This window comes from Lacticaseibacillus pantheris DSM 15945 = JCM 12539 = NBRC 106106 (assembly GCF_001311175.1).
In the GTDB taxonomy this organism is placed as follows: Bacteria; Bacillota; Bacilli; order Lactobacillales; family Lactobacillaceae; genus Lacticaseibacillus; species Lacticaseibacillus pantheris.
This window is the reverse complement of the sequence record NZ_BBAI01000004.1, coordinates 72,578-87,324: the sequence shown is the minus strand read 5'-3', so window position 1 is coordinate 87,324 and position 14,747 is coordinate 72,578. Positions and strand designations below refer to the sequence as shown.

At 46.3% G+C, this 14,747-nt stretch carries 15 protein-coding genes and 1 pseudogene; 10 read left to right on the top strand and 6 right to left on the bottom strand.

What is annotated here, in order from left to right:
- The first annotated feature begins 210 nt into the window (after positions 1 to 210).
- From JCM12539_RS02785 to JCM12539_RS02755, 7 genes are all read left to right on the top strand, one after another.
- Entirely contained in the window at positions 211 to 927 is a 717-nt protein-coding gene (locus JCM12539_RS02785) for a GntR family transcriptional regulator (RefSeq protein ID WP_054649085.1), read from the top strand.
- A 210-nt stretch (positions 928 to 1,137) separates the two neighbouring features.
- Positions 1,138 to 1,821: a GntR family transcriptional regulator gene (locus JCM12539_RS02780; protein WP_225350211.1), complete on the top strand. Its 684-nt coding sequence runs from the start codon at positions 1,138 to 1,140 to the stop codon at positions 1,819 to 1,821.
- A 153-nt stretch (positions 1,822 to 1,974) separates the two neighbouring features.
- A complete protein-coding gene (locus JCM12539_RS02775) occupies positions 1,975 to 2,286 on the top strand; it encodes a PTS sugar transporter subunit IIB (RefSeq protein ID WP_054649081.1) in 312 nt (103 codons plus the stop codon).
- Positions 2,283 to 3,809: a sialate O-acetylesterase gene (locus tag JCM12539_RS02770; RefSeq protein WP_054649079.1), complete on the top strand. Its 1,527-nt coding sequence runs from the start codon at positions 2,283 to 2,285 to the stop codon at positions 3,807 to 3,809. The genes JCM12539_RS02775 and JCM12539_RS02770 overlap by 4 nt, the downstream gene beginning before the upstream one ends.
- A 534-nt stretch (positions 3,810 to 4,343) precedes the next feature.
- Positions 4,344 to 6,146: a DEAD/DEAH box helicase family protein gene (locus JCM12539_RS02765; RefSeq protein ID WP_054649077.1), complete on the top strand. Its 1,803-nt coding sequence runs from the start codon at positions 4,344 to 4,346 to the stop codon at positions 6,144 to 6,146.
- Positions 6,147 to 6,153: 7 nt separating this feature from the next.
- Complete coding sequence (locus JCM12539_RS02760; RefSeq protein ID WP_054649075.1) at positions 6,154 to 6,630, top strand: hypothetical protein; 477 nt, start codon at positions 6,154 to 6,156, stop codon at positions 6,628 to 6,630.
- Entirely contained in the window at positions 6,602 to 7,312 is a 711-nt protein-coding gene (locus JCM12539_RS02755) for an AAA domain-containing protein (protein WP_162203994.1), read from the top strand. The genes JCM12539_RS02760 and JCM12539_RS02755 overlap by 29 nt, the downstream gene beginning before the upstream one ends.
- 373 nt (positions 7,313 to 7,685) lie before the next feature.
- On the opposite strand, the pseudogene JCM12539_RS02745 reads toward JCM12539_RS02755, so the two are convergent.
- The 6 genes and pseudogenes from JCM12539_RS02745 to JCM12539_RS02720 all read right to left on the bottom strand — a co-directional run bounded on the left by JCM12539_RS02745 (position 7,686) and on the right by JCM12539_RS02720 (position 12,668).
- Positions 7,686 to 7,999, bottom strand: a pseudogene (locus JCM12539_RS02745) (PTS sugar transporter subunit IIB).
- Positions 8,000 to 8,038: 39 nt separating this feature from the next.
- Positions 8,039 to 9,349, bottom strand: coding sequence for a PTS sugar transporter subunit IIC (locus JCM12539_RS02740; protein ID WP_054649069.1), 1,311 nt, complete (start codon positions 9,347 to 9,349; stop codon positions 8,039 to 8,041).
- Positions 9,346 to 10,374: a glycoside hydrolase family 9 protein gene (locus JCM12539_RS02735; RefSeq protein WP_054649067.1), complete on the bottom strand. Its 1,029-nt coding sequence runs from the start codon at positions 10,372 to 10,374 to the stop codon at positions 9,346 to 9,348. The genes JCM12539_RS02740 and JCM12539_RS02735 overlap by 4 nt, the downstream gene beginning before the upstream one ends.
- Positions 10,350 to 11,081, bottom strand: coding sequence for a glycoside hydrolase family 9 protein (locus tag JCM12539_RS02730; RefSeq protein ID WP_054649065.1), 732 nt, complete (start codon positions 11,079 to 11,081; stop codon positions 10,350 to 10,352). Before JCM12539_RS02730 ends, JCM12539_RS02735 begins: the two co-directional genes overlap by 25 nt.
- Complete coding sequence (locus JCM12539_RS02725; RefSeq protein WP_156302014.1) at positions 11,078 to 11,713, bottom strand: hypothetical protein; 636 nt, start codon at positions 11,711 to 11,713, stop codon at positions 11,078 to 11,080. The genes JCM12539_RS02730 and JCM12539_RS02725 overlap by 4 nt, the downstream gene beginning before the upstream one ends.
- The gene (locus JCM12539_RS02720) at positions 11,679 to 12,668 is read right to left on the bottom strand and encodes an ROK family protein (protein ID WP_054649061.1); all 990 of its coding nucleotides are present in this window, start codon (positions 12,666 to 12,668) and stop codon (positions 11,679 to 11,681) included. The genes JCM12539_RS02725 and JCM12539_RS02720 overlap by 35 nt, the downstream gene beginning before the upstream one ends.
- A gap of 194 nt (positions 12,669 to 12,862) precedes the next feature.
- On the opposite strand from JCM12539_RS02720, the gene JCM12539_RS13815 reads away from it, so the two are divergent.
- From JCM12539_RS13815 to JCM12539_RS02710, 3 genes are read left to right on the top strand one after another with little or no spacing between them, the layout of a single operon-like run.
- Positions 12,863 to 13,270, top strand: a complete 408-nt coding sequence (locus tag JCM12539_RS13815) for a LacI family DNA-binding transcriptional regulator (RefSeq protein WP_225350203.1) — start codon at positions 12,863 to 12,865, stop codon at positions 13,268 to 13,270.
- Positions 13,242 to 13,937 (top strand): substrate-binding domain-containing protein, encoded by a 696-nt coding sequence (locus tag JCM12539_RS13810; protein ID WP_225350202.1) that lies wholly within the window; start codon positions 13,242 to 13,244, stop codon positions 13,935 to 13,937. Before JCM12539_RS13815 ends, JCM12539_RS13810 begins: the two co-directional genes overlap by 29 nt.
- Positions 13,930 to 14,745, top strand: coding sequence for a Cof-type HAD-IIB family hydrolase (locus tag JCM12539_RS02710; RefSeq protein ID WP_054649059.1), 816 nt, complete (start codon positions 13,930 to 13,932; stop codon positions 14,743 to 14,745). Before JCM12539_RS13810 ends, JCM12539_RS02710 begins: the two co-directional genes overlap by 8 nt.
- Positions 14,746 to 14,747: the final 2 nt, after the last annotated feature.

The window sequence follows — 14,747 nt, the reverse complement described above, 5'->3', positions numbered from 1 at the left end:
CTACCCGAAAAAAATACAATTGCCATACCGAACATCTCCTCTGTCAGATTGTTATAACATTATTACAAAACTCAGTATAGGTACACGGGGCGCACGTGTAAAGGCTTACAATGTTATGTTTTTAGCGGTCTTGGTATGTTCCGTTTGTATTTGTTATACGTAAAGTTATAATTGTCATATCAATATAACCAAGAAGCTGGAGGCACGCCTATGCTTAATAACGGTCAACCACTATATTCGCAAATTGAAGATGAACTACGCTTTAAAATTGAGAGCGGCGAATGGGACGTCGGCAAGCGGATTCCCACGGAACAGCAACTGGGTCAAACGTACGGTGTCAGCCGCATTACGGTACGCCGCGCCTTAAGCTCCCTCGTCGAAGCCGGCTATTTGGAACGGTTACGGGCCAAGGGCACCTTTGTTAAATCCACCAACGATAATGCCAGTAAGTCGAGCTTCACGATTGTCAAAAGTTACACCAACGAAATGCTGGAGCTGGGCCGCAAGCCTGTCACCATGTGGGTCAAGGTCGAAAGGATTCCCGCCGATGAATCGGTGCGGCGCCACCTACACGTCGAAATCGGCACCCCCGTCCTCCACCTATTGCGTCTCCGTGGTGCGGACAACGAGGTCATTACCCTTGCGGATACGGTCACCCCATTTCGGGCCGGTTACAGCCTCAAGGAAGAGACCTACATGGGCTCGCTGTACGAATACCTCAGCAACTTTGGCATTCACGTTTCGGACCAGTCCGAGTACGTTGAGGCCATCGAGCCGGACAGTGAGCTAACGCGCCTGTTGCGGATTACTAAGCCCGAGCCGCTGCTCAAGCGCGTGCGGAAAATTTCTGATAAGGCGTCGGGCTACGTGGAGTATAGTGTTAACTACTATGTGGGCTCACGGTACCGGTATTATGTGGCGTTTTGATATCGCATTGTCCGCACGACGTATCCCTGGTGCCTCTGATTCACTTTTAGTCCTAGTACCATGCAGTTTACGGAGGTAACTCGCGCAAAGCGGCGGTACACTAGCAAAAATGTGGAATCAACAAACACACTAGGTTACACTTACCTTGAAAACGTTGTGGAGGGTGTCCCAAAATGGGTGAGCCAAAGTATGCACGCATTATAAAAAAAAATTAAATCAAGAATTGCCAATAAAACCTACAAGCCGGGAGAATTGTTACCCAAGCAGGAGGAGCTGGCCAGTGAACTGGCGGTTAGTCGGATGACCATTAAGCGGGCGATGGATATTCTTGCTGAGGACGGTGTGGTGATCCCCCAGCGCGGAATCGGTACGCTGGTCAGAAAGCAACCTGGTCGCCCCGCCGGTCAGTTGCCAGTCAACGCCTATGAGGGTCTCAGTAAGGACCTCGGCGTGCCGGTCACCAGTAAGGTCTTGTACTTCGACATCCACTTTCCGGACGCCAAGGTACAGGAGGCGCTAGAGCTGGAAGCAAATGAGCCGGTGTACGAAATCAAGCGGCTACGCATTGTCAATGGCGAGCCTTACGGTTTGGAGCATACATTCCTCACAATGAAAATCATCCCCAACCTGGATAAGGATGCGTTACTCGGATCCTTTTACACCTTCCTCAAGGAGGAACGCGGGCTAAAGGTTGGTAGTCAGTACCGGATAATTTCAGCGGAAAAAGCCGGCGATGATGACGTTAAATATCTCGGCTCCGCTCCGGACGAGCCCGTTCTGCAGGTAGAGCAGACGACATACCTCGAGGACGGCCGCCCCTTTGACATGTCCATTGATCATCATCCGTACAGTGTCCACCATAAATACACGTATCTAAGCGGTAAGAGCATCTAGAAGCTGGCAAATCGCCGGCTTTTTATTCATTCCTTCATGTATATACCTGACGATGTTCATGTATTGACATGAAAGTAGAACGAGCATACACTATCCTTGTAAGCGATGCCAATAGAATTAGTTGAACGAGGGTTCTCACATGGAGGAAATGCTATGACCAAAACAATTATGCTCGCATGTGCTGGCGGTTTTTCGACCAGCCTCATCGTAAAACACATTCAAGCAGCCGCAGCTAAGGAAAAACTGGACTACAAAGTGTTCGCAACTGCGGCAGTGAATGCCGAAGAGGAGCTCGAAAGCGAGCATCCATCAGTATTAATGCTCGGGCCGCAAGTACGATACATGCTACCAGACCTCAAGAAACAGCTAGACATTCCGGTACAAGTGATTAACATGCAGGATTATGGGCTAATGAACGGGGCACACATTCTGCATGACGCCATGAAGTTGATGGGGGATGAATGATTGTGCAGACCCTGGTCAAAGATACCCTGCTTGCGCCACTGTTTGGTGACGGCGCAATTTTGCAGGCCAATACTACCGTCAACATTTTCGGTCACGCCCACCCCTACCAGCAGGTGCGGGTGTCACTGGCCCAGGCAAACGTACAGACAGAGGCCAGCGAAGATGGAGCCTGGCTCGTATCAGTGCCTACTGGCAAAGTTGGCACAAGTGCTCAACTGCACGTAGAGACCTCGGACAATACCACCAGTACGGAGGTACGCTTCGGCACCGTCATACTGGCCGCGGGTCAATCCAACATTGAATTCACCCTGGACGAGGAAAAACACGCTGCCGAATTGCGTCAGGCTTTCCCAACTACGGAAATCAGTTGTTACCAGGTGGCGTCAATTGATACGGAGGACGAGCCGGCATACAACGTACCTGGCTCCCCTGCGCCTGCATGGCACCAGCTATCCGCCAGCAATTTTGGCTCCCATTCCGCCATTGCCTTCTACGCGGCTTTGGAACTACTACGGAATGGGCAACGTGGCCCTATCGGTATTGTGGAATGCTATCGCGGCGGCACCTCAGCGTCATGTTGGCTACCCGCGGATGCGTTAAACCGGGAACCAACGCTAAAGGCCACATACATGGATGCATATCACCGAGCAGTTGATGGTGTTGCGCAAACTACTTTTGACAAGGAGAATGCTGAGTACGACGCCGTGTTCAATGCCTACCAGCAAAAGAAGGCTGCCTACATGCGTGCACACCCGTATTTAGGGCAAAACATCGTTAAACAAAGGGTTGGGCATACCCCATGGCCACCGCCGATGACTCCAGCCGCCTTTTTCCGACCATCAGGGCTATACCATACTGAGTTCAGTAAGATTGTGCCGTTCACATTTGGTAGCGTCATCTGGTATCAGGGCGAGAACGATGCTCCCCACCCGCACGCGTATACGGCGTTGTTGAGTGGTCTGATCAATCGCTGGCGGGCTGACCTGAAACAGCCGCGGCTCCCATTTTACGTGGTACAGCTACCCCAGTATAACGACGAACCTATCGATGCCTGGCCACTGCTACGTATGGCGCAGGCAAAGGTAGCACGGGAATTACCTAACGTGCACTTAGTCTCCATTGTCGACACGGGTGAGCGCCACAACATTCACCCGACTGACAAACGTACTCCCGGCACACGGATTGGGGCGGTGATGGCAAATGCGGCAGGATACTGCGATACTCCTCAGGTTCAACAAATAACCACGGAAGACGGACCCACAGACGGATTACGCCACGTAACCTTCTGCGTTGGCCAATCACACCAGCTGCAAGTTAACGGTCAACTCGAAGTTCAAGTATTAGTTCAAAAAGGTTGGCGTACGGTCACCGCAACAAAAGCCACGGTTACCAGCAACGAATTGACAATCGACCTACCGGCAAATGCAGCCGCCGTCCGGTACTGCTGGGACAATGCGCCGGTACCGACCTTGTATAATGATGTTGGGTATCCCGTGTCACCGTTTAGTTTGCGGATTCGTTGAGGGAGACGGAGAAACCGTAGATAGTGAAATTAATCGCCATTTTAAAACCGTCGTACACATTGGTTGTGTGCAACGGTTTTTATCCTTGATGACGCATTTAACGGTCAAAAAGTATGATGCTATTTTGCGAGTCCACCTTGCCTAAGTTAAATGTGTCAATGATATATTTGCTAGAGCTAAAATCAACGACTCCGCTAAAACCAAATCACTTAACATTGTGAACCCACCATTAGTTACAGCCGGCGATAGGATTATTCTACGTGGTATCAATAATCCACATTACATCATAGAGTTATTTATCCTTGCCGCTCAATGTACATGATGTAAACTATGACTATATCTGTAGTATAACGACAACATTTCTACTAGCGGGGTACAAAAATGATTACAAGTAAAAAAATTAGCCGATTACTATCTACAAACCCTTCGACAAAGTGTATTAACTGACAGTCCCGCCAAGCCGCAAGGATCCGTCGACATTGAACCAGAAGATTTTTTTGCAGGAAAGATTCCATCCCAGTCCGTGGGAAAATTTTGGTAGTCACACTCATCCAAAAAAAACAAACAGATCATACCCTAAGCGTTTTAATAATGCCCATAATTCGCAATAACACTAGAAATCCTGCGCCGATGGTTATTCCAGCAAAAATATCATCTGACGGCGAGCTCACACCAATAGAACACAATTTCCCATGGATTCCCAGAAAGTTATTAAGCCCCGTGTTAGAAGATTCTGAACAAAATCAAGGTCAGCCTCCTATCGCGGACCTAGCGCAGTTTAATACACAAATTGAGGTTAATCCTTTTAGCACTGATGATTGGAACACCTTTGCAGTACAATCAGCAGAGCTGTTTGAAAAACTCACTCATCAATCACTTGTAAATTTTCACTTTAATAAAAATCACTCATCAGACGACAACGAAACCAATAAATTCAGAATTGTATTAGGCGAGCAAAATTCGGGTATGTCCTTTAGCATCCAACGCACATATGAAAAGATTATTGATACCAAGAAAAACTTACCGTTATTCTCCTCAATGGTTCCTAACTCTTCACATAAAAGCCAACATGTTCTAACTGCGCAACAACTATCTGAGGAACACGTGAACCATCTCGGTCAAATGAACCCAGAGCATGGACTCACTGACACTCAAAGACAAGCATTGGCAAACTATACTGCTCTAAAGCCGGGACAAGTGCTTGCCATTAGCGGCCCTCCTGGGACAGGAAAAACATCATTACTGCAAAGCGTTATAGCCACTGAGTGGGTTAAGTCAGCTGTTATGGACGAATACCCTAAAGTGTGTGTAGCCTCATCAACCAATAATCAGGCAGTTACGAACATTATTAGTAGCTTTACCCATGCTGCCAGCCTCCCCGAGGACAGTCAAATTATCTGGCCAGCAACTAAGATATACAAAAATTTTACGGACAAGCAAGCTATGTTTGCTGACCATTGGTTGCCTGGTAATAAAACATTTGGGCTCTACCTGGTATCCCCTGAAAAATATAAAAGCACAAGTGGTATAGATGCTAAAATTACAGCACGGGAGCATCAGTACCTCAATAATTTAAGCACACCAGAATCCTTAGCGGAAAATACTAAGGCATTCCTTTCAAATTGCCAACAATTGTTTCCAGAGCTCAACGCATCTGTTGAAGTCTATCGTGACGAACTGCACCAGGCATTAATGGATGTTGTTGACGATATCCAGCTAATACTAGATGGTGATAAGCGTGACTTTGATGGTCAAGTTAAGAAAGAAGAATCTTTACTGGTCCAAATAAAGGAACATCTTCACCAACAGCAAACTCTATTCGCTACTAACAAACAATTGTTGGAGTCTTGGTATGACTACGATCATAAAAACACCACAATACTCGACTACTTACCAGTCATAGGCAAAAAGCAGGCCAAAAAGCGGCGTCAAAACTTTTGCGAACTACACGGTCTAGACGAAAAAGTAAACTTGGTGGCACAATTTAGGCGTTCAAGAAAAGCCGTGCCAAAGGCACAGGACAAGTATGCCCAACAAAAGGAGAAGCTTAATCGACTATACCAAGCGAAAGGTGAATATACTGATGCGATATTCAGAAACCACATCGTGAAAGGCGAGCCACTAGATGCCCAAATTGACACTAACATGAGATACCTAGCGTTCATGCTATCCACTCATTACTGGGAAGCACGATGGTTGTTAGAACAAGAGGATTTACCTCAAAAAGAAACCAGCCAAATTACTAAAAAGAGAGATTGGCAAATCATTTCAATGCTGATGCCTTGCATTGTTGGAACATTTTATCAAGTGGATAATTTTTTTCAAAGAAGACAGTAAACGGCCGATGTTTAACGATATCGACCTGCTAGTGGTCGATGAAGCAGGCCAAGTTAGTCCGGAAATAGCCCTAGCCAGCTTTGCTCTAGCTAAAAAGGCACTTGTAGTGGGGGACACTAAGCAAATTCAGCCAATTTGGGCCCTCGAAAAGAATATTGATCGGGTCAACATGCGCCACCTAATTAACTTCAGCGAAGATGACATAGAAACCATCGAAAATGATGGATTCTCTGTTGCTAGCGGCGACCTTATGTCAGCAACTCAGCATCAATCATCTTTTATCGCTAATGAGAATAACAGACAAAGCATAATGCTGAAAGAACACTTCCGCTGTCTGCCCGACATCGTTGACTATTTCAACAAAATGTCCTACGACAACCAATTAATTCCCAAACGTTCCACGCCAAAGGGCTCATCAGGATGGTCATTGCCACAGTTCGGATATGCTACTCTGCTTGGTAAAGCAAAAACAAAAAAATGGTAGTCGCTACAATGAGCGAGAGGCACAGGCAATTGCAAGGTGGATTCGCGAAAATAAAACCCGGATAGAATCTATGGATCATGGCCATAAAACTCGGTTAAAGGATACAATCGCAATAGTGACCCCATTTAAGGAACAATCGAACACAATCAAACGTGAATTACAAAAAGAAGGGCTCAAAGATGAGGAGCTCACGTGCGGAACAATTCACGCTCTACAAGGTGCTGAACGGAAAGTGATCATCTTTTCCCCCGTTTACGATAGTGATAAAACGGAATTTTTCTTTGATAGAAACACCAATATGCTCAATGTTGCCGTTTCTAGAGCCAAGGATAGCTTTTTGTATTTCGGTAATGTAGACATTTTACCTGTGAAGGAATCCCTGCCATCCGGACAACTCGCGCGAAAACTGTTTGCGCATAAAAGCAATCAAATCGTGGGAGTATCAAGTTTCCAACCCGACGAAATAATTGCAAATTTAACAGGTGCAAAGGCTCATGATGACTGGCTAATTAGACAACTCTCTCGGGCCCAGGAAAGAGTGGATATCAGTGCTCCTTACATTTCCAATCTTGTACTTCAAGATCAAGCAAAACCGGTACTTGTGGCCATGGAAAGCTGTATTAACCGAGGCGTCTCGGTGGTTGTTCACCCAAGTGCAGAAATGAATACTGAAAAAAAATAAATTGCAAAATTTCCAGTCTGGTATTAATACTCTTTCGTCACTGGGTGTGACTATCAAAATGACACACAGGCGTATACACTCAAAGCAAATACTGATTGATCACCACATTCTTGCAGACGGCTCCTTCAATTGGTTGTCAGCAAAACGCAACAAAGAAGATAAATTCTATAATATCGACACCACAATGGTTATAGATAATGCAAATCTAGCTGAACAGTTTGCTCTGGATGTTTTTCGAGACACACCTCAAAAACAAGCATAATAAAAGTAGGTTCAACCCTCTCGCCCCCACCGGCAACTGTTGAACCTATTTTAGTACTGCGTAAAATCAGCTTCCGTTGTTTCAACAAATTCGATCGAAATCAATATCTGCCTACGCTTGATTAATCAAACCAAGCGCGGTCTGCAAAACCTTTTCGCCATTCATAGTCCCGTAGTCACGAATATCAATTACTTCAACGGGAATATCCAGCCTGCCCTTCAAATCCTTCTCCATAAACCGGACTTGAGGTCCAAGCATCAGGACATCCGGGTTCTGTTCCTCCATTGCGTCATCAATACCACTCGATGCCGTAGCAAAGATATCAACGTCAATATTGTCACTGGCCGCGGCTTCTGCATATTTGCGACCAACATGCTGGTGGACATACCTGCGGAGCAAGCTAACATAATTACCTTTTTTGCCATAATGAACCATCCTTTCAAATTCCAGTGTCCATGCATTAACTACGCTTGTTGTTCTGCCTGTTGCTTCTGAAATACTCGGTTAGATGCAATTACAAATGGTGCGTAAATGAGTGTACCGATGACAATCGTAATGATTTGCATCAGTGATGCACGCCAGTCACCACCCGTTGCCAGATATCCAGAGATAACGGGAGGAGTTACCCAAGGAATCAGAATATAGGTTTTAGCAACAAGGCCAGCTGCTGTTGATACATAAGCAATCAGCGTTGCTACTAGTGGCGATAACACAAACGGAATTGCGTAAACCGGGTTAAAGACAATTGGAACACCAAACATCATTGGCTCACTAATGTTAAACAGACTAGCAACACCACCGATGTTAGCAATCATCCGTTCATCCTTACGACGAGAGAAAATAATGATTGCTAACACCAGGCAAATCATTGTGCCACCGCCGCCCATGTACACATACGCATCCAAGAATGGTTGAGTAACGATGTTTGGTGCCGAAGACCCAGCCTTAATTGCATCAATGTTCTGCTGCAAGGAGGTTAATAGAATTGGTCCAGAGATTGCGCCAAAAACAAAGGCACCATGGATACCAAAGATAAATACAACGGTAGCAAGGAATACGTATAACAGAATACCTGGTAATGACTGGAAACCACCAACTAGTGGTGCTTGCAGTACCTTCACGATAACATCGGCCGGGGACATTCCTGTTAACGTCTGCACCAGTACTTCAATAATAGCAAAGAACGTAATGGTTAAAAATGCTGGGAACAGTGAGCTGAAGGCCTTCGATACTGCTGGTGGAACACCGTTGGGCATCTTGATCTGTAGTCGTTTACTCTTCGAAAGTTTTACCAGGATGGTCGTGCCAACTAGACCTGCGATGATGCCCATCATCATGGCGTTAGCCGATGTTTCGTTCTGGCTCAGTGCACCCAAGACGGATACACTTTTACCAGTTGCACTCTGAATGGTGAGTTGATTAGGCACCAACGCGATGTAACTAGCTACCGAAACCATCCCTCCGATTGACCCATCGGCCTTGAGGTACTTAGCGAGTCGGTAACCGATGAGAAAAGTAATCAGAATCGTCAAGAACCCCAAAGTACCGTTGTACGCCTGAGTCCCAATTGCCATAATCTGCTCATGACCAGGCATTGACCGTAATAATCCAGTTTTCGGCGCCAATAGAACGTTGTTTACCAAAAGGAAAAACGCTGCTGTAATGGTTAACGGAATGCTTCCGGCAAAGGCATCACGCACGGCCATGATGTAATTGTTAGATGACAGCTTACCAGCGAAAGAAGATAAACCGTCGATAAATTTGTTAGACTTCATTGTTGTTTCTCCTTTGAGGATGATTTGAGGAGTGTGGCAATCACCGATAGCCACCGACCACTATTACTAATCCAAACTTCCTTGTAAGTTGCATTATTAAACTGCGGCCAGTATGGTGCATCTTCGTCATCACGAGTTTCAATACCAACCGGCAAAGCTCCAACTTGGGGGCCGCTAGATACCGCGTACAAATCATCAAACTTGTGACCCAAACCAAGCATTAAAGATTTACCGAATGGATTTTCTCCGGCTATCCAGTAAAGCTGGTTTTCAGCTAATTGTCTTAATTGTGCGTCGTGTAAAACGTCGCCTAGGGTTGCGGCCCCTAATGCAGTCGATAGAAGAATTCCGTTATTACCACGGAAGGAGAACCAAACCGGAAAACGCTTGACGTACAGATGATCGGCTATCTTTATCCCCTTTTGCAATTGTTTGCCATACTCAGATTCGGCCGTTGCGTCGGTCAGCAGATGCTGAATGTGAAAACTGTCTTTATCTTGTTGCTCATCGTCAAAGTACAATCCGGAAGATATCATCGGGTACGGGGCTGTATATTGCTGTAGCCACAGAAGATAATCGCCGTACATCCGTGCACCATCTTTAAACAATTGCTGCTCATCAGCAGTAGTAATCTTGATCAGCTCTGCTAACGCAAAGGCAAATAAGTGTTCACGTGACTGGTGGTTAAAATGCTGAAAAACAGTGTGTGTTTCATCGCGATAAAACACGCCTTTAACCACTCTACCGTTAACGGTAATTCCACCACGTTCCTGATAAGTTAACAGCCTTTTACCGGCACTAATGGCTTTTTGTTGGTAGGTATCGTCATGGGTTAATTTAAAAAGAACTGCAGCCGTCCATGCAATAGTGGAATCATAAGAGGACTTTGACGTGTTATAGGTGTGCTCCCACATAATTGGTTCGCGCTTATACGGGTGTTCCATGAAGACGGCACTCGCAAATTCAAAGTCGCTGATTGCGGCCTGAGTAAGCACCCGCTTTAATTGAGTGTTGTTGGTGACCAACGCGGCTTTGCCCTCAATACCCGCAAACAGGAAATTATCATACGCGCTGTTGTGTGTACGAGCACGAACGTCATCAAAGTTGCCGATTTGGTTATCCGTCCACCGGGAGGTACCAGACTAGTAGCGCGGTATCCATCCCCAAAACGCGTCTTCAGAATGAAGTCCAGACCCCATTCGGCCTCTTCCTCGAGCCGAGCAGCAAATGCCGGTTGTTCTTTTTGATATACACTCGACACCTCCAACAGGCTCAATGCGACTTCACCGGTCTGCATGCTCTGTTGTGATAGGTCGCCAGCATCGTGCCAGCCACCGTTAAACGGAACTGTCATGCCGTTATGCTCTGCAAACACATCCGTATGGCACGTTCCGTGTACTCCTGGTACCGGAGCACCGCAACGTTGACTATAGATAAAGTTCAGGCTATCAAGCACTGATTCAGACCAAATTTTGTTACTAGGAAGAATCTGAACGGTTTCCGGTCGGCATCCCGATACCCTAATCTCATATTTTCCGGGCTGACTTAGCTCCGAAAAGTCACCACTAAATAATTGCCGCCCGTCAACACTCTGCTTGGTTAATTTACCGTCCAGAACAATGCGGTTCGTACTTTGATCGATAACCTCAAAACTCGCTTCTGGGACGTTATCACTAACGAGGATGGATTTACGACCATGTTGGTCATACCCCAGTTGCGATGCAATAATCACGCCGTCCGTTGGCCGCCAGCGACATTTTTTGATGAATTTTGGGTAACTCCCAGGATGATATCACTAATCTCAATGTCGATTTTGCCCGGCATATTCATGTATGAACCATTCGCCGCCGAGCTAAAACTAATCTCAGTAATAGCATCACGAGGCAAATCACTAATGTCTAGATGGTATTGGTGCGGTTTGTGATCGTTAGCTAGGTTGATGGAATGAAACCCATCGCGCATGTACTTGTCCGGAATCTTAACAACACCATCATTTTTAAACGCAACGGTCACGTTTGAGTTAATGACGTTCACATCGTTAGAACAAATCGTAAAGATAATCCGGTTATATCCGGCCCAGTCGAGCCGATTCAACGTTTTATACCCGGTGACCGTCCCATACTGAATATAGTCACCATCAGTCGGAGAACCTTGTGGCCAGCTTGAGTACCTCGTTGGTGATTTTAGCGCGACGACCCCGACACCGTGTGAAGTTATAGATCCCCGGTCACGATGTTGCCAAACAGACGTGGTCATACTCGTCAGGTCAACCGCCTTGCTTAAATGCTTCTCACTTGGAGATTGCTGTAGTTTCAATAAGTGGTGCAGATTATTTGTCCTCTGCAATACCTCTTGAATTGACATCGACTTTCACCCCCGTTTCAAAACCACGTAAACCTGCGCCAACAATCGAAATATTATTAGGATTAATCTGACTTTTTACGATACCCATTTTCATTAGACGTGTAGTCTCCGGGGTAATTCGAGCACAGATACGGTCAATCAACCAATTTCCGTTGCTGGTGCCGCCACCAATTACAACTGCGTCAGGATCACTAGTACGAATTAGGTTCTCAATCAAAACGGCTAGGGCAATTAACGCTTCGTCCATGACCTCAATTGCCACTAGGTCACCATTGTCATAGGCACTAAATAATTGTTCTGCCCCAACACGGCCGTTTTCTTCAACCTTTAATTCAGTCTTGGCACCTTCCTCGATAAGTACCCGCGCCTTAGTACTGATACCCAGTCCCGAAGCAATTGGCTCAACACAACCATAACGGCCACAAACGCACTTATCGGTACTATGAATATCGACCGACATGTGTCCCACCTCGCCGGCATCAAAATGCGCACCGGTTAAAATTCGGTTGTTCTCCACAATCCGTCCCGCGATACCCGTACCAAGATTAAGATAGATAAAATCAGCTGTTCCTCGGCCAATACCGACCTTGTTTTCTGCATATGTAGCAGAATAAACGTCATTCGCAGCTATGGCTGGTATTCCAAACTGTTCGGTTATCGCACCAGCGAGGTCAATTGGTTCGCACCTCCCTGGATCAATCTCGTACCAATATCCCGTATCAGCGTTAATCCTGCCAACCGTACTAACACTAATTTGTTGAATTTGTCCGTAATGCGGATGGCTGAGATAGTTATCTATCGCGTTAATGATTTGTTTTGTTGCTAACGCCTGCGTACCGACGTCGGAAGCAAACTTCATTTGTTGATGCAGGTGGCCTTGTCTATCGACTTCAGCAACCACAATTTTTGTTCCGCCTTGATCAATCGCCAGGACGGTCGGTATATTTGTTGTCATAGCTCATCCCTCTTTGGTAACGTTCCCACATACGTGAAACCGCTTTATTTATCTTTCGACACCATGCTATCGCGGCTTATCTCGACTGTCAAGCACAAAACACTAATTTGGTAACGTGCCCAAAAATATCTTGCAAGCCCTTACTTTATGTTTTAAACTGACTGTAATCGTTGATGAGCAGGGGGAGTGCTAACATGGACGCTAATAATTTAACTATCAAAGAAATCGCGCAAATGGCCGGCGTGTCAACCAGTACCGTTTCACGCGTACTAAACAAACAGGCACATGTCGCACCGGATAAACGTGATCGGGTCCAGAAAGTTCTGGACCAATCGGGTTTCCAGCCAAGTGCAATTGCGCGCGGAATGGTGTCCAAGCACACCAACACCTTTGGGGTGGTTGTTTCTGATATTGCTAATCCGTACTTCACTACCTTGGTCTCACACATTGAGGCACCGGCGAAGGCCGCCGGATACAACATTCTACTGTTCAACACCATGACTGCTGGCGAGACACCCGTAGATGCAACTCAGGTAGAAATCGACGCATTTGCCCGACTTGAAGAAAAAAAAGGTGGACGGAGTTCTAATTCTTGGTGGTGAAATTGATCGGTCGGAACCGCGACCGGAGTATTTAGACGCGCTCACCAGAATGGCCGGCAACCTGCCAGTTGTTATTATGGCCCAGCCTCTGCAGAATCACGACTTTCAGTACGTTTCACGGTATCAGCAGCTAAGTGGTTCTATCATTACTCAACACCTGCTGGCTAGTGGGTATCACGATATCGGTTTTATCGGTGGCGAGCCAGGAATTACCATTACCACACAGCGACTAGCCGGATACAAGGATGCCATGAACACCTACAGCAAGTTACGTGATGACCGAATTTTTCTCAGTAACTACTATGTTGAAGACGGATATAGCAGTATGCAGAAGCTATTGGAATCTGATACACGACCGGAAGCTATTGTTGCAATTAACGACCAAGTAGCGTTAGGGGCTGTTCGCGCCCTGAATGACAACAGCCTGAGCTGTCCTGCTGACATGGCCATTGCCAGTTGCGATGCTTTTCCGGACAGCAACTACTTCACTCCACGTATTACTACAATCAATCATCACAACCGGTTATTGGCAAATGTGGCGGTCCGCAAATTACTGCACCAAATATCACCAGAAAAATACGATTTAGGTGACCTAACCATACTGCCACCAGAATTAGTGGTTCGTGAGTCATCCGGTTTAACCTCGAGGAGTAATCGAAATGAGTAATAACTACGCAATCTTCAGTGATATCGACGGTACGTTGGTTGATAATCAACAGCAGGTGTCACCAACCACAATCCGGACGATTAACTCGTTAATTGACCAGCACCACCACTTTTCCATTGCTACAGGACGAATGCTCGAATCGGGTATTGCTATCGCCCAACAAATAGGGACTCAAGTTGATGTCATCGCAAGTAACGGAGCCGTTATTCACGCTAATGGGCAAACGAGCTTGTCACTACTAGGTGCTAATGCCCTGCGTACCATCTATCCAACTATCGAGAAGTATCGCCTATCGACGTTCTTCTTCACTACCAACCGGGTTTTCTATACCAACCTGCTACCAGATTATTTTTCGGCCGATGCACAGCAAAGAGTTGCCGGGACTGGTCAACCTAAATACGCAAAAGTGAATAACGTTGACGAACTAGTAGACCACCAGAAAGAAATCGTTAATGGTATTGTCATCAGCGACGAAAATCCCCCGGCGTTGGCCGCAGCGAAGACCGCATTGTCCTCTTCCAACCACTTTGACATCACCAGTTCTTCTCCCAATAACATCGAGATACTACCCCACGATGTCACGAAGGCGACGGCAGTACAAAGATACTGCGAGTTAGTCGGTGTACCGCTCAACCGATCAATAGCATTTGGGGATGGTCTTAACGACCTGCCAATGCTCAAAGCGGTGGCGGTTGGCGTGGCTATGGGCAACGCACAGAAGCAAGTTCAACAATCAGTTCCTAACCATACCCAAAGTAACCTAGATGATGGTGTGGCAAACTTTCTCAATAAATATTTCGAGGTATAAAA

What these genes read in the sequence shown, in the direction of transcription:
- JCM12539_RS13815 (WP_225350203.1), top strand. Translation starts at nt 12,863, where the DNA reads ATGGACGCTAATAATTTAACTATCAAAGAAATCGCGCAAATGGCCGGC.
- JCM12539_RS02725 (WP_156302014.1), bottom strand. Translation starts at nt 11,713, where the DNA reads ATGTCAATTCAAGAGGTATTGCAGAGGACAAATAATCTGCACCACTTA.
- JCM12539_RS02740 (WP_054649069.1), bottom strand. Translation starts at nt 9,349, where the DNA reads ATGAAGTCTAACAAATTTATCGACGGTTTATCTTCTTTCGCTGGTAAG.
- JCM12539_RS02785 (WP_054649085.1), top strand. Translation starts at nt 211, where the DNA reads ATGCTTAATAACGGTCAACCACTATATTCGCAAATTGAAGATGAACTA.
- JCM12539_RS02775 (WP_054649081.1), top strand. Translation starts at nt 1,975, where the DNA reads ATGACCAAAACAATTATGCTCGCATGTGCTGGCGGTTTTTCGACCAGC.
- JCM12539_RS02760 (WP_054649075.1), top strand. Translation starts at nt 6,154, where the DNA reads ATGTTTAACGATATCGACCTGCTAGTGGTCGATGAAGCAGGCCAAGTT.
- JCM12539_RS02720 (WP_054649061.1), bottom strand. Translation starts at nt 12,668, where the DNA reads ATGACAACAAATATACCGACCGTCCTGGCGATTGATCAAGGCGGAACA.
- JCM12539_RS02710 (WP_054649059.1), top strand. Translation starts at nt 13,930, where the DNA reads ATGAGTAATAACTACGCAATCTTCAGTGATATCGACGGTACGTTGGTT.
- JCM12539_RS02770 (WP_054649079.1), top strand. Translation starts at nt 2,283, where the DNA reads ATGATTGTGCAGACCCTGGTCAAAGATACCCTGCTTGCGCCACTGTTT.